At 31.5% G+C, this 22,693-nt stretch carries 24 protein-coding genes and 3 pseudogenes; 22 read left to right on the forward strand and 5 right to left on the reverse strand.

The annotated features are described in order from the left end of the window. The 4 genes and pseudogenes from AJN60_RS05720 to argS all read left to right on the forward strand — a co-directional run. A pseudogene (locus AJN60_RS05720) lies at window positions 1-860 on the forward strand (highly acidic protein); the annotation flags it as partial. Between the two features lie 2 nt (window positions 861-862). Then, window positions 863-1,480, forward strand: a complete 618-nt coding sequence (gene gmk, locus AJN60_RS05725) for a guanylate kinase (RefSeq protein WP_002866189.1) — start codon at window positions 863-865, stop codon at window positions 1,478-1,480. 1 nt (window position 1,481) lies between these two features. Further along, window positions 1,482-1,721 (forward strand): Sec-independent protein translocase subunit TatA/TatB, encoded by a 240-nt coding sequence (locus AJN60_RS05730; RefSeq protein ID WP_070283691.1) that lies wholly within the window; start codon window positions 1,482-1,484, stop codon window positions 1,719-1,721. A gap of 11 nt (window positions 1,722-1,732) precedes the next feature. Then, entirely contained in the window at window positions 1,733-3,325 is a 1,593-nt protein-coding gene (gene argS / locus AJN60_RS05735) for an arginine--tRNA ligase (protein ID WP_070261266.1), read from the forward strand. Window positions 3,326-3,342: 17 nt separating this feature from the next. On the opposite strand, the gene AJN60_RS05740 is transcribed toward argS, so the two are convergent. Continuing rightward, window positions 3,343-3,651: a DMT family transporter gene (locus tag AJN60_RS05740; protein WP_070247783.1), complete on the reverse strand. Its 309-nt coding sequence runs from the start codon at window positions 3,649-3,651 to the stop codon at window positions 3,343-3,345. Beyond that, on the reverse strand, window positions 3,651-3,992 hold the full coding sequence (locus AJN60_RS05745) for a DMT family transporter (protein WP_002777281.1): 342 nt from the start codon (window positions 3,990-3,992) through the stop codon (window positions 3,651-3,653). Before AJN60_RS05745 ends, AJN60_RS05740 begins: the two co-directional genes overlap by 1 nt. 105 nt (window positions 3,993-4,097) lie before the next feature. Here AJN60_RS05745 and AJN60_RS05750 point away from each other — a divergent pair, with 105 nt between their 5' ends. The 12 genes and pseudogenes from AJN60_RS05750 to AJN60_RS09970 all read left to right on the forward strand — a co-directional run bounded on the left by AJN60_RS05750 (window position 4,098) and on the right by AJN60_RS09970 (window position 13,362). Further along, the gene (locus AJN60_RS05750; RefSeq protein WP_002787769.1) at window positions 4,098-4,805 is read left to right on the forward strand and encodes a YebC/PmpR family DNA-binding transcriptional regulator; all 708 of its coding nucleotides are present in this window, start codon (window positions 4,098-4,100) and stop codon (window positions 4,803-4,805) included. 9 nt (window positions 4,806-4,814) lie between these two features. Beyond that, entirely contained in the window at window positions 4,815-5,288 is a 474-nt protein-coding gene (locus AJN60_RS05755) for a peptidylprolyl isomerase (RefSeq protein WP_044780073.1), read from the forward strand. A 145-nt stretch (window positions 5,289-5,433) separates the two neighbouring features. Then, complete coding sequence (omp50, locus tag AJN60_RS05760) at window positions 5,434-6,891, forward strand: outer membrane tyrosine kinase (RefSeq protein ID WP_070286064.1); 1,458 nt, start codon at window positions 5,434-5,436, stop codon at window positions 6,889-6,891. Between the two features lie 10 nt (window positions 6,892-6,901). Continuing rightward, window positions 6,902-7,129, forward strand: a complete 228-nt coding sequence (locus tag AJN60_RS05765; protein ID WP_002822505.1) for a hypothetical protein — start codon at window positions 6,902-6,904, stop codon at window positions 7,127-7,129. Window positions 7,130-7,209: 80 nt separating this feature from the next. Beyond that, on the forward strand, window positions 7,210-7,809 hold the full coding sequence (locus AJN60_RS05770) for a DedA family protein (protein WP_052801693.1): 600 nt from the start codon (window positions 7,210-7,212) through the stop codon (window positions 7,807-7,809). Window positions 7,810-7,890: 81 nt separating this feature from the next. Next, on the forward strand, window positions 7,891-8,667 hold the full coding sequence (locus AJN60_RS05775; protein WP_002881600.1) for a threonine/serine exporter family protein: 777 nt from the start codon (window positions 7,891-7,893) through the stop codon (window positions 8,665-8,667). Next, window positions 8,664-9,158 carry a threonine/serine exporter family protein gene (locus AJN60_RS05780; protein WP_002831613.1) on the forward strand — a complete coding sequence of 165 codons (495 nt, stop codon included), beginning with the start codon at window positions 8,664-8,666 and terminating at the stop codon, window positions 9,156-9,158. The genes AJN60_RS05775 and AJN60_RS05780 overlap by 4 nt, the downstream gene beginning before the upstream one ends. 72 nt (window positions 9,159-9,230) lie before the next feature. Continuing rightward, a complete protein-coding gene (locus AJN60_RS05785) occupies window positions 9,231-9,494 on the forward strand; it encodes a zf-TFIIB domain-containing protein (RefSeq protein ID WP_070286065.1) in 264 nt (87 codons plus the stop codon). A 74-nt stretch (window positions 9,495-9,568) separates the two neighbouring features. Beyond that, on the forward strand, window positions 9,569-10,519 hold the full coding sequence (gene czcD / locus AJN60_RS05790; RefSeq protein WP_070286066.1) for a CDF family cation-efflux transporter CzcD: 951 nt from the start codon (window positions 9,569-9,571) through the stop codon (window positions 10,517-10,519). Beyond that, window positions 10,509-10,703: a heavy-metal-associated domain-containing protein gene (locus tag AJN60_RS05795; RefSeq protein WP_002852760.1), complete on the forward strand. Its 195-nt coding sequence runs from the start codon at window positions 10,509-10,511 to the stop codon at window positions 10,701-10,703. The genes czcD and AJN60_RS05795 overlap by 11 nt, the downstream gene beginning before the upstream one ends. Beyond that, the gene (gene copA / locus AJN60_RS05800) at window positions 10,703-12,802 is read left to right on the forward strand and encodes a copper-translocating P-type ATPase CopA (RefSeq protein WP_070286067.1); all 2,100 of its coding nucleotides are present in this window, start codon (window positions 10,703-10,705) and stop codon (window positions 12,800-12,802) included. Before AJN60_RS05795 ends, copA begins: the two co-directional genes overlap by 1 nt. A 144-nt stretch (window positions 12,803-12,946) precedes the next feature. Next, a pseudogene (locus AJN60_RS09970) lies at window positions 12,947-13,362 on the forward strand (DUF2165 family protein). Here AJN60_RS09970 and AJN60_RS05810 read toward each other — a convergent pair. Further along, window positions 13,359-14,885 carry a DNA polymerase III subunit gamma/tau gene (locus AJN60_RS05810; RefSeq protein WP_070286068.1) on the reverse strand — a complete coding sequence of 509 codons (1,527 nt, stop codon included), beginning with the start codon at window positions 14,883-14,885 and terminating at the stop codon, window positions 13,359-13,361. The pseudogene AJN60_RS09970 and the gene AJN60_RS05810 sit on opposite strands and share 4 nt — an antisense overlap. Before the next feature lie 3 nt (window positions 14,886-14,888). Continuing rightward, on the reverse strand, window positions 14,889-16,187 hold the full coding sequence (rho, locus tag AJN60_RS05815) for a transcription termination factor Rho (RefSeq protein ID WP_057042622.1): 1,299 nt from the start codon (window positions 16,185-16,187) through the stop codon (window positions 14,889-14,891). A gap of 108 nt (window positions 16,188-16,295) precedes the next feature. Between rho and AJN60_RS05820 the strand changes: the two genes are divergently transcribed. Both AJN60_RS05820 and ccoS read left to right on the forward strand, forming a co-directional pair. Then, complete coding sequence (locus AJN60_RS05820) at window positions 16,296-18,653, forward strand: heavy metal translocating P-type ATPase (RefSeq protein WP_079861551.1); 2,358 nt, start codon at window positions 16,296-16,298, stop codon at window positions 18,651-18,653. Next, window positions 18,650-18,856 (forward strand): cbb3-type cytochrome oxidase assembly protein CcoS, encoded by a 207-nt coding sequence (ccoS, locus tag AJN60_RS05825; RefSeq protein ID WP_002852798.1) that lies wholly within the window; start codon window positions 18,650-18,652, stop codon window positions 18,854-18,856. The genes AJN60_RS05820 and ccoS overlap by 4 nt, the downstream gene beginning before the upstream one ends. 22 nt (window positions 18,857-18,878) lie before the next feature. On the opposite strand, the gene AJN60_RS05830 is transcribed toward ccoS, so the two are convergent. Continuing rightward, window positions 18,879-19,181: a c-type cytochrome gene (locus AJN60_RS05830; RefSeq protein WP_002870485.1), complete on the reverse strand. Its 303-nt coding sequence runs from the start codon at window positions 19,179-19,181 to the stop codon at window positions 18,879-18,881. An 80-nt stretch (window positions 19,182-19,261) separates the two neighbouring features. Here AJN60_RS05830 and AJN60_RS05835 point away from each other — a divergent pair. The 4 genes and pseudogenes from AJN60_RS05835 to gmhA form a co-directional block, all read left to right on the forward strand. Next, window positions 19,262-19,823 (forward strand): annotated as a pseudogene (locus AJN60_RS05835) (D-glycero-alpha-D-manno-heptose-1,7-bisphosphate 7-phosphatase). Further along, a complete protein-coding gene (rfaD, locus tag AJN60_RS05840; RefSeq protein ID WP_070240085.1) occupies window positions 19,824-20,777 on the forward strand; it encodes an ADP-glyceromanno-heptose 6-epimerase in 954 nt (317 codons plus the stop codon). After that, the gene (rfaE1, locus tag AJN60_RS05845) at window positions 20,770-22,155 is read left to right on the forward strand and encodes a D-glycero-beta-D-manno-heptose-7-phosphate kinase (RefSeq protein ID WP_070286070.1); all 1,386 of its coding nucleotides are present in this window, start codon (window positions 20,770-20,772) and stop codon (window positions 22,153-22,155) included. Before rfaD ends, rfaE1 begins: the two co-directional genes overlap by 8 nt. Further along, window positions 22,152-22,693, forward strand: a 542-nt coding sequence (gene gmhA / locus AJN60_RS05850) for a D-sedoheptulose 7-phosphate isomerase (RefSeq protein WP_070285674.1), incomplete at its 3' end; no start/stop codon positions are given. The genes rfaE1 and gmhA, both read left to right, overlap by 4 nt.

The raw sequence follows: 22,693 nt of genomic DNA on the forward strand, positions 1-22,693 counted from the left end.
CTCAAGATGATAATGCAAACAAAGCTTTAGAAACTCAAAATTTAGAAGATGAAAATTTAGAACAAGAAACAACTAAAGAACAGACTCAAGAAGACATTCAAACTGATTTAGATTTAACTTTGGAAGATGGCGGAAGCCAAAAAGAAGACTTAAGCCAAGAACATACAGCTTTGGATACTGAGCCTAGTTTAGACGAACTAGATGATAAAAATGATGAAGATTTAGAAGATAACAAAGAATTACAAGCTAATATAAGCGACTTTGATGATCTTCCTGTGGTTGAAGAGCAAGAAAAAGAAATGGATTTTGATGATATTCCTGAGGATGCTGAATTTTTAGGTCAAGCAAAAGATAATGAAGAATCAGAGGAAAATTTAGAGGAGTTTTCTCCTGTTGTGGAAGAAGATGTTCAAGATGAAATGGATGATTTTATTTCAAATTTGAGCACTCAAGATCAAATCAAAGAAGAACTAGCTCAACTTGATGAGCTTGATTATGGTATTGATAGTGATAATAGTAGCAAGGTTTTAGAAGATTTTAAAGATGAGCCAATTTTAGACGATACAGAATTAGGAACAAATGAAGAGGAAGTGGTTGTGCCAAATTTAAATATAAGTGATTTTGATGCATTGAAAGAAAGTGATATACAAGAAGCTCTTGGAGAGGAAATCTTAGAAAAAAATGAAGAGCCTATAGTAAGTAATGCAACTAAAGATGATAATAGTGAAGAGATAGTTAATGAGCTTAGCCAAAGTATAGTAGGAGCGATCACTTCAAGTATTAAGGATGATACCTTAAAAGCTGCTCTTAAGGGTATGAATATGAATATAAATATAAACATTAGTTTTAAAGAGGATTAAAATTGCAAGGTTTTATTTTGTTGATTTCAGGTCCTAGTGGAGCTGGAAAATCAACTCTTTTAAAAAAACTTTTTGATGAATTTGAAGATGAGCTTTATTTTTCTATTTCTTCAACAACTCGCAAACCAAGAGAGGGTGAAAAAAATGGAATACATTATCATTTTATATCCCATGAAGAATTTCAAAAAGGTATAGATGGTGATCATTTTTTAGAATGGGCTAAAGTGCATGAAAATTTTTATGGCACTTCTTTAAAGCACACTCAAGATGCTTTAGATAATGGAAAAATAGTTGTTTTTGATATTGATGTGCAAGGATTTAAAATAGCCAGACAAAAAATGGCTGATAAGATTGTTTCTGTTTTTATTACTACAAAAAATAAAGATGAGTTAAAAAAAAGACTTATTAAGCGAAATACTGATACAATAATACAACTAGAAAAAAGATTACAAAACGCTAGTGATGAAATGAAAGAGCTTAGCGACTATGATTATCTTATCATTAATGATGAGCTAAAGCAAAGCTATGAAGCATTGCGAGCGATTTTAATTGCCCATAAATTTAGAACCAAAGGGCAGAATCTAGGACAAATTCAAAATATTTGGAATGAAGGAGAATAAAATGGGTGGTTGGTCAAGTCCAAGTCATTGGTTGATTATTTTATTGATTGTTGTATTGCTTTTTGGAGCAAAAAAAATTCCAGAACTTGCAAAGGGTTTAGGCAAAGGTATTAAAACTTTTAAAGATGAAATGAATAATGATGATGAAGTAGCAAAAAATACTCAAAAAATAGAAGAAAACAAAAACACAACTAATAATACAAGTGCTGATGCAAGTATAGACGAAACAAAAAAAGCTTAAGGTTTAGTCTTTTGAAAAGTATTATTTTTAATGAAATTAAAAAGATTTTAGAGTGTGATTTTACACTTGAAAATCCAAAGGATAAAAATTTAGCACATTTTGCTACCCCTTTGGCTTTTTCACTGGCTAAGGAATTAAAAAAATCTCCTATGTTGATCGCTAGCGACTTAGCGAGCAAATTTCAAAATCATGATTGTTTTGAATCGGTTGAAGCTGTAAATGGGTATTTAAATTTTAGAATTTCCAAAACTTTTTTAAATGAACTTGCAAATCAAGCTTTAGCAAATCCAAATGATTTTACTAAAGGAGAAAAAAAACAAGAAAGTTTTTTACTTGAATATGTGAGTGCAAATCCTACTGGGCCTTTGCACATAGGACATGCAAGAGGCGCTGTTTTTGGAGACACCTTAACAAGACTTGCAAGACATTTGGGTTATAAATTTGATACAGAATACTATGTCAATGATGCGGGTAATCAAATTTATTTACTAGGGCTTTCTATTTTACTAAGTGTGAAAGAAAATATACTTCATGAAAATGTTGAATATCCAGAGCAATATTACAAAGGCGAGTATATAGCAGATTTGGCAAAAGAAGCTTTTGAAAAATTTGGTAAAGAATTTTTTAGTGAAGAAAATATCCCTAGTTTAGCTGATTGGGCAAAAGATAAAATGCTTGTTTTGATTAAACAAAATTTAGAACAAGCAAAGATTAAAATTGACAGCTATGTAAGCGAGAGATCGTATTATGACGCTTTAAATGCAACTTTAGAATCTTTGAAAGAGCATAAAGGAATTTACGAGCAAGAAGGTAAAATTTGGCTTGCTTCTTCGCAAAAAGGCGATGAAAAAGATAGGGTAATTATCCGTGAAGATGGACGCGGGACTTATTTGGCAGCAGATATTGTTTATCATAAGGATAAAATGAGTCGTGGTTATGGAAAGTGTATTAATATTTGGGGAGCAGATCATCATGGTTATATCCCTAGAATGAAAGCTGCGATGGAGTTTTTGGGATTTGACTCTAATAATCTTGAGATTATTTTAGCACAAATGGTTTCCTTGCTTAAAGATGGAGAACCTTATAAAATGAGTAAAAGAGCAGGAAATTTTATCTTGATGAGCGATGTGATTGATGAAATAGGAAGTGATGCTTTGCGTTATATCTTTTTGAGTAAAAAGTGCGATACTCATTTGGAATTTGATATTAGTGATTTGCAAAAAGAAGATAGCTCTAATCCTGTGTATTATATCAACTACGCACACGCTAGAATTCATCAAGTGTTTGCTAAAGCTGGTAAAAAAATCGATGATGTAATGGGAGCTGATTTACAAAGTTTAAATCAAGATGGTGTAAATTTACTTTTTGAAGCTTTGAATTTAAAAGCTATTTTAAATGATGCTTTTGAGGCTAGAGCTTTGCAAAAAATTCCTGATTATCTTAAAAATTTAGCTGCAAATTTTCATAAATTCTACAATGAAAATAAAGTTGTAGGCTCTGCAAATGAAAATGATTTACTTAAATTATTTTCTTTGGTTGCTCTTAGTATTAAAACCGCATTTTCTTTAATGGGCATTGAAGCGAAAAACAAAATGGAACATTAAAACAGCATTTTGCTGTTTTAATAATTTAGCAAAAATACTGCTATTATTACGATAATGATGCCTAAAATTCCTATTTTGTTTAATTTTTCTTTATATAAAATCCATCCACCAAGACAAGTTCCTATGATGCCTATAGCACCCCAAGTTGAGTAAGCTATGCTTAAAGGAACGTATTTTAAAGAAAAAGAAAGTAGAAAAAAAGCAAGTATAGCATTGACAATCGCAGCCAAGCCCCAAATTTTATGCTTAAAACCGTCTGATTTTTTTAGCAATAAATTTGCTACGATATCTAAGAATGCTGATAAAACAATGATAAAAATATACATTATTCTTTAACCTCGCCTATATTAATCATGATAATTCCAACGATAGAAAGAACAATGCCTAGAATTTGAGTTAAGGTTAAACTCTCTTTAAAAACTATAAAAGAAACTAAAAGTATAAGAATAATCCCTAAAAGTTCCCATACAGCATAGGCTATGCCTACTTGAATTTTTTTAATCGCCTTGCCCATAAAAAAATAAGAAAAAGCTATAAATAAAGCCATAAATATATAGCCTAAAATTTGATTTTCCATTTTTAAAAAACTAGTACCTAAAACTTCAAATACAATAGCAGCAATCAAGAAAAACCAAGCAACAAAAAGTTCTTTTTTTGCGATATTCAAAAACTTCTCCTAAAATAAATGGTAAAATCATACCATTTAAAGCTTTAATTAGCCTTTTTAGTTTATACTTTTAAGTTTGAAAATCTTTAAAGAAAGTGAGAATTTATGGGACGAGCATTTGAATACCGAAGAGCTTCTAAAGAGGCTAGATGGGATAAAATGAGCAAGCTTTTTCCTAAGCTTGCTAAAGCCATACAAGTAGCTGCTAAAGAAGGTGGCACTGATCCTGATATGAATCCAAAATTAAGAAGTGCTATAGCTACAGCAAAAGCAAATAATATGCCAAAAGATAATATAGATGCGGCTATTAAGCGTGCGAGTGGAAAAGATAGCGCAGATATTAAAAACATTCATTATGAAGGAAAAGCTGCACATGGAGCTTTGGTTATAGTTGAATGTATGAGTGATAACCCTACACGCACCGTGGCTAATGTAAAAGCTATTTTTAGTAAAAATGGTGGAGAAGTTTTGCAAAATGGATCTTTAGGCTTTATGTTTACAAGAAAAGCGGTTTTTCATCTTGAAAAATTTGCAGGAGATTTAGAAGAATTAGAACTTGATTTGATCGATGCAGGGCTTGAAGAATTAGAACAAAATGAAGAAGAGTTGGTAATTAGCGGTGATTATACTGCATTTGGTGAGCTAAGCTCTGCTATAGAAACTAAGGGTTTAGTTCTTAAAAAAGCAGGACTTGAGTATATACCAAACAATCCTGTAAGCTTTAGCGAAGAACAGCTTAGTGATATAGAAAAACTTTTAGATAAGTTAGAAGATGATGATGATGTTCAAGCTGTTTATACAAATATAGATTAAGGAGAAAATATGATAAAAACAATTGACACAAGCAAAGTAAATGAATACAAATTTGCTCTTATAGAAACTGAAAAAGGTACAATGAAGCTAAAACTTTTTGGTGATGAGGCTCCACAAACGGTTTGTAATTTTGCTACTTTGGCCAATGAAGGATTTTATAAGGATTTAAATTTTCATCGTGTGATTCCAAATTTTGTCATACAAGGGGGTTGTCCACACGGCAATGGTATAGGTGGGCCTGGATATGAAATCATTTGTGAATGTGATGATCAAGAACATAAACATGAGCGTGGAACCTTATCTATGGCGCATGCAGGACGCGATACGGGTGGCTCTCAATTTTTTATTTGTCACAGCCCTCAAGCTCATTTAGATGGGGTTCATACTGTTTTTGGGCAAATTGATCCAAAAGATGAAGAAAGTTTGGAAGTTTTAGACTCTATACGCCAAGGAGATAAAATTTTAGATATAAAAATTTTGTAATTAAATTTAAATCTTATAATGTAAAGCTAGTCATAAAATTTGACTAGCTAAAAATAATTAACACATAATTTTTTTTAAAGCTTTTTTTTCTATAATTATAATTTTATTTCAGTGAAATGTAACAAAATTACAAGGAGTTATGATTATGAAAACTAAGTTTTCACTTATTTTAAGTGCTTGTCTTCTTTCATCTTCACTTTTTGCTAAAAATACAGATGATGAAATAACCAAGCTTCAAAAACAGCTTGCACAAATTCAAGCTGAACTTGCACAAATCAGAAAAGAAAGAGAAGCTCAAGCTAAGCAAAATGAAGCTGTAAAAGCTGAACTTGCTGATCTTAATGATAGAGCCGATGAAACAGAATTTCAAGCTGCTTTAAGCAAGGTTAAATTTGGACTTGAATTCTCAACTGCTGTATCAAATACAAACTTTAATCATATCCCTTATACAGAAGGTCAGACAAGTGGATATAAAGATTATAGTGCTAATAACAAATGGATGAATGAGCTTCATTTAAATATGAATGCTGATATTAATGATAAAACCAAATTCTATGGTCGTTTATCTATGGCTAAAAACTGGTCTCAAATGGGTTGGAGTGGCACTCCTTATGACTTAGATGCAGGAAGAAACACAAGAACAAGCGGACCTGTACTTTATGTAGATAGAGCTTATCTTGACTACTATATCACACCTGAGTGGATTGCAACTATAGGAAGACAGCCAGGAACCGATGGCCCAGGAAGTAATCTTAGAAACAATGCTTTAAGACAATCAACTTATCCAGCCTTAGCAATTAATGCTTTAGGTGATGCAGCGGTGATCACTTATAAGCCTGAAAGTTTGCAAGATCATAAGGTAGCTATCCGTGCAGCTTATGGTAAAACTTATCAATGGGATGAAGAAGGTAAGGTAAGAGACTGGATGAGCGATCAAAAAGATGCTGATGCAAATCTTTACTATGCTGCAGTAGAAGGAGAGCTTCCTATAGAAGGCATGGGAGATAATCTTATTATCTTCAATGTGGCTCATATGACTGATTTTGCATTACCACTTCCAGGAATCAATCTTCCAATTGGCCCAAGCGGTGCTTTGGTTAATGTTTTACAAGATGGTGTTTACAATCTAGGAAATTTAACTTTAGCAAATATTCATTTTGAAAATTACAATGCTTTTGGTACAAATTTTAATTATTTTGTATCTTTAGGGTATTCTAACGGAACAAATGCACATACTCTAAGTGCAATTCCTGCTGTGCAATCTCAATTGGAATTTAATGAAAAAGATGGCTATGCTGTGCATGTAGGTGGACGCTATGATTTTACCAAGACTTTAAAAGTAGGGTATGAGTTCTTCTGGGGAAGTAGATACTGGTATACTATGAGCCGTCCAAGTATCAACGATCCGCTTAATATAAGAATGACAAGAGGAACAGCACATGATTTTTATGTGATTTATCAACTTGATAGATATCAATTCTTACGCTTAAGTTATACTAATATCCAAAATATTTGGGGTAATCGTGGCTTACCATTTGGTGGAGCGAAAAAAGATAAAGCAAGAGCTGATAATATCATGTTAATGTATAATGTAAAATTCTAAGGAGCAAAAGATGAGAAAAATACTTTTTGCAAGTTTATTACCTATCATTGCTTTGGCTGATTGTGCAAGTTTGATGGCAAAATACGAAGCTCCAGAGCCAGAGTCAAAAACAATGAAACAAGTTGAACGCTGGATTAATAAAAAAGTTAGCGATCCAGCTGATGCTGCTGTTTTAAAAGAGTGTATGATCGCTCGTGCAGCGGACAATCCAAATCAAGTTTCAGTTGCAGGTAAATAAAAAAAGCGGTATAAAACCGCTTTTTACTGTTTAATCTTTTAAGCTACAATTTTTTAAAATTTTCTTCAAATAAGGCTAATATGCAAGAAATCATTTCTTTTATTGTTGAGACGGCTAGCGCTTGGGGGTATTTGGGTATTATTATCTTAATGACCTTAGAGAGTTGTTTTATACCTTTTCCAAGTGAAGTTGTTATGATACCTGCTGGATATTTGGCACATAAAGGCGAACTTGATATCACTCTTTGTATACTTAGTGGGACTTTAGGTTCTGTTTTAGGGGCTTTGATTAATTATTATATTTGCTTTTTTTGGGGTAAAAATTTTGTATTAAAATGGGGTAAGTATTTTGGTATAAACGAAGTCAAATTTGCTAAATTTGAAGAATTTTTTAACAAACATGGGGAATTTTCAACCTTTACTTGTCGTCTTTTGCCAGGGATTCGTCAGTATATTTCTATGCCTGCAGGTTTGGTAAAAATGAAACTTGTAAATTTTATACTTTTTACTGCACTTGGTAGTGCTATTTGGGTGGCTATACTTGTATTTTTGGGTTATTATATAGGACAAAATGAAGAGTTGATTAAAACTTATTTAACTCAAATTCTAATCATTATAATTGTTTTTGTGATTTTAGCAAGTTTAATTTATATCAAAATCAAAAAGCCTTTTAATAAATGATTTAAATTATAAATATTTTTTTCTTTATTATTTTCAAATTTGCTATAATTGTAATAAATTCAAGTTAAAGATGATCAAAATATGGAAAAACCTGATATACAAAGATTAACTAATTTTTTAATCATATATACTAAAACTTTGCTAGGTGCTGGAACTTATACAGCTAGGGTGGCAAAATGCGTAGGAAGAATAGCCGAGGTTTATGGCTATGAGATAAATATCAATTTCTTTTTTCATCATATTACTTTAAATGTTGTAGATATGGATGATAACTCCATTCAAAGAACTTATGTTATACCCAATCATCATGCCCATGTTAATTTTAAGCTTATTTTTGATTTAAGTGCTTTAAGCTGGGCTATATATGATCACAAATACGATCTTGAAAAAGCACAAGTTGTTTTTGAGAAAATTTCTCAACAAAAAAAGCATTCTTATTTGCTTAATCTTTTATTTGTTTCTATGGCAAATTCGGCTTTTTGTAGGCTTTTTGGCGGTGATTTTGGCGCTGGAAATTTGGTGTTTTTTGCAACTTTCGTGGGATTGTTGTTAAGATATATTTTAACTAAAGCAAAGATTGATTTAAGAATTCAATACATCCTTTGTTCTTTTATCTCATCGTGGTTTGTATTTTTTGGACTGGATATGGGATATACCAATACTTCTGATGTGGCTTTGGGTTCTAGTATTTTATATCTTATACCAGGGGTATTTTTTATAAATTCTGTGATTGATATATTAAAAGATCATATTTTAATGGGACTTAGTCGTATTATCAGCGTGGCTATTTTGATTTGTTGTATAGCACTTGGAATTTACATGACGCTTAGTATTTCGGATTTTGGGATTTTAAGATGATTGAATTTATTTTAAGAGATATGTTTTTTGCTGCTGTGGCGGGATTTGGCTTTGCTTATGCTTGCAATCCACCTTTAAAAACCCTTATTTTATCTGCTCTTTTAGCAGCAATTGCACATGGGCTTCGTTTTACCTTGGTGGAATATTTTCATTTTCAAACTTTAGCAATCGCAACTTTTGTTGCTTCATTTTGCATAGGATGTTTAGGAATTGTTCTAGCAAAAATCATTAAAACCCCTGCTGAAATTATCGCTTTTCCTGCTCTTATTCCTATGATACCTGGAATTTATGCTTATAAAGCGATTTTGTATCTTATTTCTTTTATACGCAGTGATGATTTGAAGGCTAAGTCTGAATTTTTGGTTCAATTTTTTGATTATTTTTTTACAACTGTTTCTGTGACTTTGGCTCTAGCTATAGGAGTGAGTGTTACTTTGCTTATATTTTTTGAACAAAGTTTTATGATGACTAGACATGCAAAAAAACATTAAAACTTGTTGTAAAATTGTTTAGTATTTCTTTTTATAATTTTAAATCAAAAATTTAAAAAAAGGCGGTATTGTATGTTATGTCCAGTTTGCAATGTGGATTTGGTTATGAGCGATAGGAGTGGAGTTGAGATTGATTATTGTCCAAAATGTCGTGGCGTTTGGCTTGATCGTGGAGAACTTGACAAAATCATAGAACGCAGTGTCCCTAATACAGCAAATTTTAACCAAGTTTCAAGACAAGAGTCAAGATATAATAACTCAGCTTATCATCAGCACAATGATTACTATAAAAAGAAAAAGAAAGAAAGTTGGTTAGGCGAACTTTTTGACTTTTAATTTTTATAAGAATAACAAATATTTATATTCTTTTTAGCTTAATATCTTAAAATGTCAAGCAAAAAGGATATAAAATGTATAAATTTTTATCACACGAGCCTTTAGCTAACAAATCTTGTAATCATAATCACGAAGAACATTCTCATGAACATCATCATTCCCATGCTGATGCAAGGAGTATGGATAAAAAGATTTTAAAAATTTCTCTTTTAATGACTTTTTCTATGATGCTTGTGCAATTTATTTATTCAATCCTTTCAAATTCTTTGGCACTTTTAAGCGATACTTTGCATATGTTTTCTGATGTTTTTGCCTTAGCTCTTAGTTTTTTAGCCATCATAGCTGTAGAAAAATGGCAAGATCATCAAAAGACCTTTGGGTACTTTCGTCTTGAAGTTTTAGTGGCTTTTGTCAATGCTTTAACTATTATTTTATCGGCTTTATTTATCATTTATGAGGCTATAGAAAAATTTATTAATCCAAAAGAAATTGACGCTAAAACCATGATAATTGTAGCTATTTTGGGTTTTTTGGTAAATGGGATTAATGCTTTGATGATGTTTAAGGGTGCAAATTTAGAAAATGTCAATATGAAGTCCGCTTTTTTACATATGATGAGTGATTTATTGGGTTCTTTAGTGGTTATTATAGGTGGAATAGCGGTGTATTTCAGTGGTATTGTTTATATAGATACGATTTTAGCTATTGTATTATCAATCTTGCTTTTAAGATGGGCAATTATCTTGCTTAAACAAAGCGCTAATGTCTTACTTGAAAGTTCTCCTGTGGATATAGAAAAAGTAAGACAAGTTTTGCTTTTAAATCCTAGTGTGGATGAGGTAGTGGATTTGCATATTACTCAAATCACCAATAAAATGCTAGTAGCTTCTATGCATTTAAAAGTGAAAGTTTGCGATCTAAAGGAATTTGAAAAACTATCTCAGGATTTATCCCATAAATTACTATATGAATTTGAAATCGGGCACATTACCATACATCCTATAAGGAGTGAAAATGAAATTTAAAGTAAAAAATGTTAATTGTATGAATTGTGTAAATTTGATCAAAAATTCTCTTGAAGATGAATTTGGTAATATAGAAGTAGATTTGGAGCAAAAAATTTTAAGTTTAAATTTAGAAGAAAATCAAGTATCAAATTTTACAAAAGAATTTCAAGATTTAGGTTTTGAGATCGTAGAGCGTTTATAATGGAAGAATTGCGTATAAAAATAGGCAAAATGACTTGCGTTAATTGTTCTAACGCTATAGAAAGAGCTTGTAAAAAAATTGATGGTGTTAAAGATGCTAGTGTTTCCTATGTGAATTCTAGCGGGGTTTTTTTACTTGAAGATCAAGAAAAACGCAAGGATATCATCGCAAAAATTCAAAATTTAGGCTTTGAAATTTTAGAAGATGAACAAAGCTTGAACGCATACAAGGCAAAAAAACACTTAGAATTAAGAAAAAATTTGCTTTTAAGTATAGTTTTGAGTGTGATTATTATGTATTTTGAAATGTTTGTTAAAACTTCTTTTTCGCAAAATATCCAAATGGCTTTGAGTTTTTTTGGGATATTTTATTGCGGGAGAGATTTTTTTTCTCATGCTTTTTTAGGACTTAAAAGTAAAAATTTAGATATGAATACCCTTGTAGCTTTAGGGACTTTGAGTGCTTTTGTGTATTCTTTTTTAGTGTATTTGCAAATTTTTAAAGAAGAAGATTTGTATTTTAGTGGTGCAATGATGATTATTTCCTTTGTGCTTTTAGGAAAATATCTTGAAAGTAAAGCTAAATTTAAAGCACAAGATTATCAAAGAATTTTGGAAAATATAGATACAAAAAAGACAAAAATTTTGCTTGAAGATGAAAGTATTAAAGAAATTCCAAGTTCTTTTGTCAAAAGTGGCGATGTGCTTTTGGTAAAAGAAGGAGAAAGCATTGTTGCAGATGGAGTAGTGCTTTTAGGGAGCGCAGAGCTTGATATGAGTTTTTTAAATGGAGAGTTTTTGCCTGTTTTAAAAAAAGAAGGCGATGAAGTTCAAGCAGGAGCAGTAGTTTTAAATGGCGCTTTAAGGATCAAAGCAAACAAAAAGGCTATGGATAGTACTTTAGAACAAATCAAAAATCTAGTTTTTGAAGCAGGAAATATCAAAAGTCCTTTGGCAAATTTAGCAGATCAAATTTCTAAATACTTTGTAGGGGGTATAATATTTTTTGCTTTTTTAGTTTTTGTTTTTTGGGCGGTAAAAGCGGATTTAAATACAGCTTTTTTACACGCTTGTGCTGTGCTTTTGATTTCTTGTCCTTGTGCTTTAGGGCTTGCAACGCCTATAGCTTTGGTTGTGGCAAGTGCAAATGCGGCAAAAAATTTCATTCTTATTAAAAATCCTGCTGCTTTAGAAAAATTAGCCTTAGTTAAGTACGCTTTTTTTGATAAAACAGGTACATTAACAAAGGAAAATTTGAGTATTTTTAAGCACAATCTTTCTAAAGATGATTTTGATAAATTATGTCAAATTGAAAGTTTAAGCTCTCATCCTATAGCCAAGGCTTTGCATAAAGATCAAATTTTTGATTTAAAGGGCGAGGGAAGAGTGATTGTGGGTTCTGGTATAAAATATAAAGAAGATAATAATATTTATCTTGTAGGTAGCGCGGAGTTTTTGCACAAAAATGAAGTTGACACAAAAGAAAGCGATATCTTTTTTGATTCTTTTAAAGAATATGTTAGGGTGTATTTTGCTAAGAATAAAAAGTGTTTAGGTGGTGTTTTGTTAAGTAATGCTTTAAAAGATAGGGCTAAAGAGCTTGTGTTAAATTTAAAAAAGCAAAATCTTAAAACTTTTATTTTAAGTGGTGATCATATAAAAAATGTAGAAAAAATAGCTAAAGAATTACAAATAGACGAATTTCATGCCCAACTTAAGAGTGAAGAAAAACTACAAATCATTCAAAAATTTAAAAAAACTCTTTTTGTAGGAGATGGGATCAATGATGCGGCGGCTTTATCTGCTGCAAGCGTGAGTATGAGTTTTTCAAAGGCAAATGAACTTGCAAAAAAAACAGGAGATTTTATCTTGATAAAAGATGATTTATCAGCGATTTTTAAATGTTTTAAACTTGCTAAAAAAACACGCAGTATTATCAAGCTAAATCTTTTTTGGGCTTTTATTTATAATGTACTTTGCATTCCTATCGCAGCAGGATTTGTACCTTTTATCACTTTAAGTCCTCATATAGCAGCACTTGCAATGTGTTTTAGTTCTGTTGCTGTAGTGCTTAATTCTTTAAGACTTAAAAGAATTTAAAAATTTAATTTTTATTAATAATATATTATTAAAATGGTATAAATGTAACAAAAATGTTTTTGCATAAGTAAAATGATTTGATTTTCAAAAATTATTATTTTGCTTACCGTTGCATCGTTAGCAGGTATAGTGGTTTTTAGAAATGTGACAGATTATAATTCTAATTTCCAATTTGTTTCGCATGTGATGAGTATGGATATAAAGTCTGATTATTTAGGTAATGCTATAGTTTATGGGGTTATTACTTCTCCTGTGATTCATCATATAGGCTATATAATAATTATTCTTTTTGAAATTTTTATTACCTTAACAGCCCTAAAAGGTGCTTATGATATGTTTAAAGCTAGAAATTTAGATGCTCAAAGCTTTCTTAACGCTAAGATTTTTGGGATTATTTCCTTAACTTGTTGTTGTATTTATGGTTTGCCTTTCAAGTAGTTGCTGCAGAATGGTTTGAAATGTGGATGAGTAATGTTTGGAATGGTTTGCCTGGTGCTACAAGATCGGTAACTTATATATTTTTAGCTTTGATTTTCATCTCTCTTAAAAATGATGATTAATTTTCTATACTAGGCTCCCCAAAACAATCTTTAAGAGCCTCTTTAAGATCTTCTTGTGGGTCAAATTTTTTAGCTCCTTCTTTAAGCATATTAATAGAACTTTGAATACTGTTTTTATTTTCACTGTTTGGTAATTCTTGAGTTAAGGATTGAAGCTTATTTTCATCAATTGTTAGTGCTTTTTGCACATTAATTTTTGCATTTTCTCCAAATTTAGCTTTAAAAAGTTCTTGTATGAGTTTAAAACCTTTATTGAGCGTATCGCGATTTTTTCCTTGTGCATTTGAGCTTATATTTAAAGTATTGCTTTCAAAACTAATAAATTTTGTGCTTTGTTTAAAGCATTCTGCAAGATCAAAATCCCTATCATAAATACTATCAAGCAAGATTTCATAAGCATTTTTTTCTATTTTTTTCTCAAGATTAGGCATGATAGGAGAAGGTGTGATCTTAGGTGTAGTATTTGTTATATTTTCTTGTTTGATTTCTTGGATTTGTGCGTCAATTTCTTTTAAATGACTTGCTTCCATCATCATAAAAGCCATAACACAAAGCGTAAAGCCATCATCATCGCAAAGCATATTTTTAGCTTTTGATAAAATACGGAAAAATCTTTCATAAATTAAAGTAGAAAATTCTGTACTTTTTGCAAAAAAACTTTCTTTTAAATAAAAAAGCATTTCATCAATCACGCTTGAAGCTTCATAGTCTTGCAATTCTTCTAAATATGCAAAAACTTTTTCTTTGTCTTTTGTTAAAATAGCCTGATAAAAGGCTTTGATTTTTTGAGGATCTAAAAAGCCTAGCATATCTGTAATTTTACTAATGCTGATTTCATTTTGACAAAAAATAATAGCTTGATCAAGTAAGGTTAAAGTATCTCTTAAAGATCCATTGCCACTTCTTGCTATGAATTTTAAAGCTTCTTCTTCAAATTTAACATTTTCTTTAAGTAAAATTTTTTTAAGATGATTTAAAATTTCACTTTGTGGAATTTGTTTAAAGCGAAAATGTTGCGTTCTTGAAAGCACAGTGGCTGGAAGTTTTAAAGGATCTGTTGTTGCAAGTATAAATTTAACATAACTTGGTGGTTCTTCTAAGGTTTTTAAAAGTGCATTTGCAGCTTGTGGGGTAAGCATATGCACTTCATCGATGATGAAAATTTTAAATCTTGCCATAGAAGGGGTGTATTTGGTTTGTTCGATTAAGGTTTGTATGTCTTCAAGTCCACGGTTGCTTGCAGCATCCATTTCTATAATGTCTATATGTTTGCCTTCAAGTGCTGCAAGACAGTGCTTGCAAGTGCCACATGGAGTATCACTTGGCCCTTGTTCGCAAACTAAAGCACGAGAAAAAATTCTAGCACTCGAAGTTTTTCCACTTCCTCTAAGTCCTGAAAAAAGATAAGCATGAGCTAAGCGATTATGATTTAGAGCGTATTTTAAACTTACGCTAACTGTTTTTTGTCCTATGAGTTCATCAAAGGTTTTTGGTCTGTATTTAATCGCTAAAGCTTGAAGCATTTTCTACTCGTTCATTATAGATAAAAGTTCTACATTGTCTTTGGTTTTAAGCATTTTAGAATATAAAAATTTCAATGCCTCAACATCATCCATTTGAGAAATCGCCGAACGGATCGCCCAAATTTTTTGAAGATTTGCTACGCCTTGGAGTAATTCTTCTTTTCTTGTTCCTGATTTGATGATATTAATCGCAGGATAAATTCTTCTATCAGCAATATTTCTATCAAGAACTATTTCGCTATTTCCTGTGCCTTTAAATTCTTCAAAAATCACATCATCCATCCTTGAACCTGTGTCAATTAAAGCCGTAGCAACTATGGTTAAAGAGCCTCCATTTTCTATATTTCTAGCTGCACCAAAGAAGCGTTTTGGTTTGTGCAAAGCATTAGCATCTACCCCACCGCTTAGGACTTTTCCACTGCTTGGAGTTGCGGTGTTATAAGCACGCGCCAGTCTTGTGATGCTATCAAGCAGGATAATAACATCTTTTCCTGTTTCTACCATTCTTTTGGCTTTTTCTATCACGAGTTCAGCTACACGCACATGATTATAAGCAGGTAAATCAAAAGTAGAACTAAAAACTTCGCCTTTTACACATCTTTGCATATCGGTAACTTCTTCAGGTCTTTCATCGACTAAAAGCACGATTAAATGCATTTCTGGGTGGTTTTTTGCAATGGCAGCAGCAAGTTCTTTCATAAGCTCTGTTTTACCTGTGCGTGGTGGAGCAACGATGAGTCCGCGTTGTCCTTTTCCTATAGGAGTAAAAAGATCTAAAACACGACCTGTAAGCTTCATCGCATCGTATTCGAGTTTGATTTTTTCTGTTGGAAAAATAGGGGTTAAGTTATCAAATAAAGGTCTTTCTTTGGCTTCTTGTAAAGGCAGATAATTGATCGCTTCAATTTTTAAAAGAGCGTAGTATTTTTCTTGATCTTTAGGTTCTCTAACTTGTCCTGTAACGATATCGCCTACACGCAGAGCAAATTTTCTAATTTGCGAATTTGAAACATAAGCGTCATTAACACTATCGCTAAGATTAGAGTCCATGCCTCTTAAAAAGCCATAACCTTCAGAAGAAATTTCTAAAATCCCTGTAAAAAGTATGAAACCGCCTTTTTTTGTTTGTGCTTTTAAAATTTCAAAAATAAGTTCTTGACGGCGAAATTCTCTTGGGTTTTCGATTTCACATTCATTAGCGATTTTAACTAGATTTTCTAAATCTAATAATTTTAATTCTTCGATTTTATAACCTTCCACTGGAACGTGGGTTCTTTGATGTTGTTTTTTTTCTTTTTCCATAAGTCCTCGTAAGATTTAGCAGAATAATTTTTGTAAAATGTGATTTTAGTAAAAAAGTACACTTTTTGTCAAATTTGTTTATAATTATAAAAAATATTTTTTTAAAGAATGATTATGAAATGTGAACATTGCAGACTTGATTATAAACAAGCTCAAATGATAGAGTATAAGGGTAATTTTTTTTGTTGCAAGGGTTGTGAGAGCGTTTGGGAAATTTTACATGAAAGTGGATTAGATGAGTTTTATGAAAAGCTTGGAAATCAAACTTTAAGCCCTGTAAATTTTCAAAATGAAATGAAAAATTATGATGAGTTTATTACTAAAACTAAAGAAGGATTTAGTGAAATTTATCTCATGATACACGGTATAGAATGTGCAGCTTGTGTGTGGCTTAATGAGAAAATTTTAACCAAGCAAGAAGGAATTTTAGAACTTGATATCAATCATTTAAGCCATAAAGCACGCATTGTTTTTGATGAACAAAGTATTTCTTTGGTGCAAATTTTAAGACTTATTGAAAGCATAGGTTATAAAGCGAGTGCTTATGATGCGAGCAAGGCTTCAAAAAAAGCGGATTTACTAAAAAGAGAATTTTATTCTAAGCTTGTTGTGGCTATAGCTTGCGTGATGAATATCATGTGGATAGCAGTGGCAAAATACGCAGGATTTTTTAGCGGTATGGATAAGGATACTAAGGATATTTTAAATTTTGCTGAATTTATCCTTTGCTCTCCTGTGCTTTTTTATACGGGATCTCATTTTTATAAAAGCGCTTTTAAAACTTTAAAAATGCATAGTTTAAATATGGATGTATTGGTGATTAGCGGAGCGAGTTTGGCTTATGTTTATTCTTTATGGGCTATGTTTTTTAGGGTGGGGGAAGTGTATTTTGACTCTGTGGCGATGATAGTTTGCTTTGTTTTTATAGGAAAATATCTTGAGATGTTTAGCAAAAAGCGTGCTTTAGATACTATAGATGGGCTTAATGATTTTTTGCAAAATGAAGTTTTGGTTTTTGATGGTAAAGAATTTGTTCCTAAAGAAGTGCAAAAGGTTTGTTTAGGGGATAGAATTTTGCTTAAAACTGGAGATAAAATTTTAATCGATGGGATCTGTAAAAGTGGTGAAATGAGTGTGGATACTTCTTCTTTAAACGGAGAAAGTATTCCAAAACTCATACAAAAAGAAGATGAAATTTTTTCAGCTTGTATAGTGCTTGATGGAAGTGTGGAGTATGAAGCAACAAAGCTTTACAAGGATTCAAAACTCAGTCAAATTATCCAGCTTTTAGAACTTGCAAGTTCTAAAAAAGCAAAACTTGAAAGTTTGGTCAATAGTCTTTCGGCTTATTTTTCTAGAACGGTTTTATTGATCGCTTTTATTTGTTTTGCTTTTTGGTTTTTTTATAAAGAAGAGAGTTTCGAAATTTCTTTAGTCAATGCGATTGCAGTTTTGATTATCGCTTGTCCTTGTGCTTTGGCTTTAGCAACGCCCGTGAGCAATCTTGTGGCCTTAGGTAGGGCTTTAAAAAAGCATATTTTATTTAAAAGTTCTAGCGTGATAGAAGATTTAAGCAAATGTGATTGCGTGGTGTTTGATAAAACGGGTATTTTAACCAAAATAGAGCTTGAACTTAAAGAGGTTTTTTTAGATGAAGCGCTTGATTTAAATGAGCTTTATAATTTTGTAAAACTTTCTAAACATCCTATCTCTCAAAATATTGCGTCGTATTTAAAGCAAAAAGGAGCTAAAGATTTAAATTTGGATTTTAAAAAGCATTCGAGCATTCAAGCTAAAGGTTTAAGTGCTGAGTTAAATGAAGGGTTGCTTTTAGGCGGAAGTTCTAAATTTTTGCAAGAAAAGGGTATTGTGGCTAAAGAATTTGATAATACACATTTTATTTTTGCTAAGGAAGGTAAAATTTTAGCTTCTTTTGAGTTTGATAGTGTTTTAAGAGAAGGTGCAAAAGAGCTTATCGCTTATCTTAAAAAAGAAAAGAAAGAATTAATGATACTAAGTGGCGATCATCAAAAAGCAGTGGAAAAAATCGCTAAAAAGTTAGAAATTCAAAATTATCAAGCTTCTTGTTTGCCAGAAGATAAAATGAAAACTATAGAAAATTTAAGCAAAAATTACAAAGTTTTATTTGTAGGTGATGGGGTAAATGATGCACTAGCTTTAAAATATGCAAGTGTTTCGATGACTTTAAGAGAAGGAAGTGATCTAGCTATAGAAAGTAGTGATGTTTTACTTTTGAAAAATGACTTGCTTTCTTTAAAAAAAGCCATCAAATTATCTAAAAATACCTTTAAAATTATCAAGCAAAATCTTGCTTTTTCTTTGTTTTATAATGCTTGTACCATACCTTTGGCTTTTTTGGGTATGATTAATCCTTTATTCGCTGCTATTTCTATGTCTTTTAGTAGTATAATAGTCATTTTAAATGCTTTAAGGATTAAAGAATGAATAGTATAATCATGATGATGATAGGGGTTTCTATCTTAGCGTTTTTTATCATTTTGGCAACTTTGCTTTGGGGGATTAAAAATAAACAATTTGATGATGATTATAAATTTACTACTTTAAATGATGATGAGGATTCTTTGCGTGATGCTATAGAATTAGAAAGGCGTAAAAAAGAAGCTTTGGATAAAAAAAGGCTTTCTTAAAAAGAAAAGCCTTTTTTAGAAATTATTTTAAAGTTTCAATATGAGCTTCGATAGCTTTAAAATCTTCTTCAGTTAAACCTTTAAGGTTAAGTTTCATGATCGCACCTTGACCATAAGCATTTCTTTTGCCTTCTGAATATTCTTTCATGTATTGAAGTCTTTCAGCAGAAGAAAGAGTTTTTAAAGCTGGAACTTTGTTTAAATAAACTTTATCTGCTTTTGCACCATGGCATACTGCACATTTTTTAAAAAGTGTAGCACCATCTGCAGCAAAAGCAGAAACACCAAGACATGCCAAAGCAGAAACTACTAATAATTTTTTCATTTGTTTTCTCCTTAGTAAAAATTAGATTGCTAGGTATTATATATCTTTATTTTTATAAAAATCTTAAGAAATTAAAGATAATGTTTATTTTCTTTTTAAAAAAGCTATATTATAATGTTTTTTATGAAAACAAAAGCATTATTTTTAGATAGAGACGGTGTGATTAATATAGATAAAAAATATGTTTATAAAATAGAAGATTTTGAATTTTGTGATGGAATTTTTGAGCTTTGTAGATATTTTTTAGCTAGAAATTATTTGCTTTTTGTAGCGACAAATCAATCAGGCATTGCAAGAGGATATTACAAGGAAAGTGATTTTTTTAAGCTTTGTGATTATATGCTTAAAGAATTTGCCAAACAAGATATAAAAATTGATAAAATTTATCATTGTCCACATTTAGAAGGTTGTGAGTGTCGCAAACCTAAAGCAGGAATGCTTTTAAAAGCAGAAGATGAGTTTGATTTGGATATGAAAAATTCTATCTTTATCGGAGATAATCTAAGCGATATGCAAGCAGGATTAAATGCTGATATTGGCACTTTGATTTTAGTGAATGAAGAAAAAAAAGAAGGCGATTTTTTTAAGCAATTTAAAAATTTAAAAGAAATTTTGAGTTTTCTTAAAGAAAAGGACATTTAAATGAGAATAGCAATCACAGGTGGTGCAGGATTTATAGGTTCGCAACTGGCTTTAAATTTACAAGAAAAACATGAAATTTTAATCATCGATAAAATGCGTAGTAGTGCGACTTTTGAAAATGGAAATTTAGAAAGTTTTGGGCATTTTAAAAATTTGCTTGAATTTGATGGAGAGCTTTTTGCAGGTGATATTAACGATGAAAAAGTTTTGAAAAAGATTGAAGATTTTAAGCCAGAGATTATTTTTCATCAAGCAGCAATTTCAGACACTACGGTTTTTGATCAAACTAAGGTTTTACAAACCAATTTAAATACTTTTAAAGATTTTATAGAACTTAGCATAGATCTTAATGCAAAGCTTATTTATGCAAGTTCAGCTTCGGTTTATGGCGATGCAAAAAGTCCACAAACCGTAGGTAAAGATGAAGAACCAAAAAATCCTTATGCTTTTTCAAAATTGATGATGGATAAGCTAGCGAAAAAATACTACGATAAAGCCCATTTGGTAGGACTTAGATATTTTAATGTTTATGGAAAAGGCGAATTTTATAAAAACAAAACCGCTTCTATGGTTTTGCAATTTGGCCATCAAATTTTAGCAGGAAAAAATCCACGCTTGTTTGAAAGAAGTGATCGAATTTATAGAGATTTTACTTATATTAAAGATGTTATTAGTGCCAATTTAATCGCCCTTGATTCAAAATGTGGGGTTTATAATGTAGGCAGTGGTAAAGCAAGAACTTTTCAAGATATAGTTGATATTTTGCAAAAAGAGTTAAAGACTGATTTGCCTTGCGAATATATCCCAAATCCTTATGTAAAATCTTATCAATTCCACACTGAAGCAAAGCTAGATCAAACTTGGGATTATCAGCCAAAATTTAGTCTTGAAGAGGGTATAAAAGATTATTTAGGTGAGATAAAAAGACTTTTTGAAAAGGAAGTAAATGCTTGAGTTTTTAAGTCAGCAAAAACCTAAAATTTTGATTATAGGGGATTTTATGGTGGATAATTACACTTGGTGTGATTGTTCGCGTATCAGTCCTGAAGCGCCTGTTTTGGTAGCTAAAACCCTTAAAGAAGATAAAAGATTAGGCGGGGCTGCGAATGTTTATGCAAATTTAAAAAGCTTGGGAGCTGATGTTTTTGCGCTTGGTGTTGTGGGTGATGATGAGAGTGGGAAATTTTTACAAGAAAATTTAAAAGGAGAATTTTTGATCCAAAAAGGACGCAAAACTCCTTTTAAAAATCGCATTATGGCACACAATCAGCAGGTTTTAAGACTAGATGAAGAAGATATAAGTGAGATTTTGCTTGAAAATGAGCTTATTACTTTGTTTGATGAAAAGATCAAAGATTTTAAAGCTGTGGTTTTAAGTGACTATGCTAAGGGTATTTTAACGCCTAAGGTTTGTAAGGCTGTGATAAAAAAGGCTAAGGCTTTAAATATCCCTGTTTTAGTTGATCCTAAAGGCAGTGATTTTAGTAAATATAGCGGCGCAACCTTGCTCACGCCTAATAAAAAAGAAGCTTTAGAGGCTTTAAAATTTGAAAATTTAGAGGGTAAAAATTTAGAAAAAGGGATTAAAAAATTAAAAGAAGATTTTGCTTTGCGTTATTCTATCATCACTCTTTCAGAATCGGGGATTGCACTTTTTGATGAGAATTTAAAAATCGCCCCTGCTAAAGCCTTGGAAGTTTATGATGTAACAGGAGCGGGCGATAGTGTGATTGCGGTTTTAGCTTTTTGTTTGGCAAACGGGATTGAAATTTTTAAAGCTTGCGAACTTGCCAATGAAGCCGCAGCTGTTGTAGTGAGTAAAATAGGTAGTGTGAGTGTGAGTTTTGATGAGATTAAGAGTTTTAATAGTGTGGATTTTGAGAAAAAAATCAAAAGCAAAGAAGAACTTTTAATGCTTTTAAAACAAAATGATCAAAAGATCGTTTTTACAAATGGTTGTTTTGATATAGTGCATTTTGGACATATAAAATACCTTGAAAAAGCTAAAAGATTGGGTGATGTTTTGATTGTAGGTTTAAACTCAGATGCGAGTGTGAAAAGACTCAAAGGCGAGAGTCGTCCTGTAAATTCAGAGTTTCAAAGAGCTTGTATGTTGGCAGCTTTTTATTTTGTAGATTTTGTAGTGATTTTTGATGAAGATACGCCTTTGGAACTTATAAGCTTTTTAAAACCTGATATTTTGGTTAAAGGGGCTGATTATAAAGATAAGCTTGTTGTGGGTGCGGATATCGTTTCAAGGGTTAAATTAATCGACTTTGAAGAAGGATTTAGTACGAGCAAGATCATAGAAAAGATTAAGGATAAAAAATGATAAATTTAGTGGAAAAAGAATGGCAAGAACATCAAAAAATCGTTCAAGAAAGTGAAATTTTAAAAGGACAAATCGCTAAAGTAGGCGAACTTTTATGTGAGTGCTTAAAAAAAGGTGGCAAAATTTTGATTTGTGGAAATGGTGGAAGTGCAGCTGATGCTCAGCATTTTGCGGCTGAACTTAGCGGGCGTTATAAAAAAGAACGCAAGGCTTTAGCAGGTATAGCACTTACAACCGATACTTCAGCACTTAGTGCTATAGGAAATGACTATGGTTTTGAGTTTGTTTTTTCAAGACAAGTGGAAGCTTTAGGAAATGAAAATGATATTTTAATCGGTATTTCAACGAGCGGAAAAAGCCCTAATGTTTTAGAAGCTTTTAAAAAAGCAAAAGAACTTAATATGCTTTGTTTAGGGCTTAGCGGAAAAGGTGGTGGAATGATGAATAAGCTTTGTGATCATAATCTTGTTGTACCAAGCGATGATACGGCTAGAATTCAAGAAATGCATATTTTGATCATACACACACTTTGTCAGAT

Origin of the sequence: Campylobacter sp. BCW_4323, from assembly GCF_001763115.1 — a bacterium.
Taxonomy (GTDB): Bacteria; Campylobacterota; Campylobacteria; order Campylobacterales; family Campylobacteraceae; genus Campylobacter_D; species Campylobacter_D jejuni.

What these genes read in the sequence shown, in the direction of transcription:
- AJN60_RS05730 (WP_070283691.1), top strand. Translation starts at nt 1,482, where the DNA reads ATGGGTGGTTGGTCAAGTCCAAGTCATTGGTTGATTATTTTATTGATT.
- AJN60_RS05740 (WP_070247783.1), bottom strand. Translation starts at nt 3,651, where the DNA reads ATGTATATTTTTATCATTGTTTTATCAGCATTCTTAGATATCGTAGCA.
- AJN60_RS05750 (WP_002787769.1), top strand. Translation starts at nt 4,098, where the DNA reads ATGGGACGAGCATTTGAATACCGAAGAGCTTCTAAAGAGGCTAGATGG.
- AJN60_RS05755 (WP_044780073.1), top strand. Translation starts at nt 4,815, where the DNA reads ATGATAAAAACAATTGACACAAGCAAAGTAAATGAATACAAATTTGCT.
- omp50 (WP_070286064.1), top strand. Translation starts at nt 5,434, where the DNA reads ATGAAAACTAAGTTTTCACTTATTTTAAGTGCTTGTCTTCTTTCATCT.
- AJN60_RS05765 (WP_002822505.1), top strand. Translation starts at nt 6,902, where the DNA reads ATGAGAAAAATACTTTTTGCAAGTTTATTACCTATCATTGCTTTGGCT.
- AJN60_RS05770 (WP_052801693.1), top strand. Translation starts at nt 7,210, where the DNA reads ATGCAAGAAATCATTTCTTTTATTGTTGAGACGGCTAGCGCTTGGGGG.
- AJN60_RS05775 (WP_002881600.1), top strand. Translation starts at nt 7,891, where the DNA reads ATGGAAAAACCTGATATACAAAGATTAACTAATTTTTTAATCATATAT.
- AJN60_RS05780 (WP_002831613.1), top strand. Translation starts at nt 8,664, where the DNA reads ATGATTGAATTTATTTTAAGAGATATGTTTTTTGCTGCTGTGGCGGGA.
- AJN60_RS05785 (WP_070286065.1), top strand. Translation starts at nt 9,231, where the DNA reads ATGTTATGTCCAGTTTGCAATGTGGATTTGGTTATGAGCGATAGGAGT.
- czcD (WP_070286066.1), top strand. Translation starts at nt 9,569, where the DNA reads ATGTATAAATTTTTATCACACGAGCCTTTAGCTAACAAATCTTGTAAT.
- AJN60_RS05795 (WP_002852760.1), top strand. Translation starts at nt 10,509, where the DNA reads ATGAAATTTAAAGTAAAAAATGTTAATTGTATGAATTGTGTAAATTTG.
- copA (WP_070286067.1), top strand. Translation starts at nt 10,703, where the DNA reads ATGGAAGAATTGCGTATAAAAATAGGCAAAATGACTTGCGTTAATTGT.
- AJN60_RS05810 (WP_070286068.1), bottom strand. Translation starts at nt 14,885, where the DNA reads ATGCTTCAAGCTTTAGCGATTAAATACAGACCAAAAACCTTTGATGAA.
- rho (WP_057042622.1), bottom strand. Translation starts at nt 16,187, where the DNA reads ATGGAAAAAGAAAAAAAACAACATCAAAGAACCCACGTTCCAGTGGAA.
- AJN60_RS05820 (WP_079861551.1), top strand. Translation starts at nt 16,296, where the DNA reads ATGATTATGAAATGTGAACATTGCAGACTTGATTATAAACAAGCTCAA.
- ccoS (WP_002852798.1), top strand. Translation starts at nt 18,650, where the DNA reads ATGAATAGTATAATCATGATGATGATAGGGGTTTCTATCTTAGCGTTT.
- AJN60_RS05830 (WP_002870485.1), bottom strand. Translation starts at nt 19,181, where the DNA reads ATGAAAAAATTATTAGTAGTTTCTGCTTTGGCATGTCTTGGTGTTTCT.
- rfaD (WP_070240085.1), top strand. Translation starts at nt 19,824, where the DNA reads ATGAGAATAGCAATCACAGGTGGTGCAGGATTTATAGGTTCGCAACTG.
- rfaE1 (WP_070286070.1), top strand. Translation starts at nt 20,770, where the DNA reads ATGCTTGAGTTTTTAAGTCAGCAAAAACCTAAAATTTTGATTATAGGG.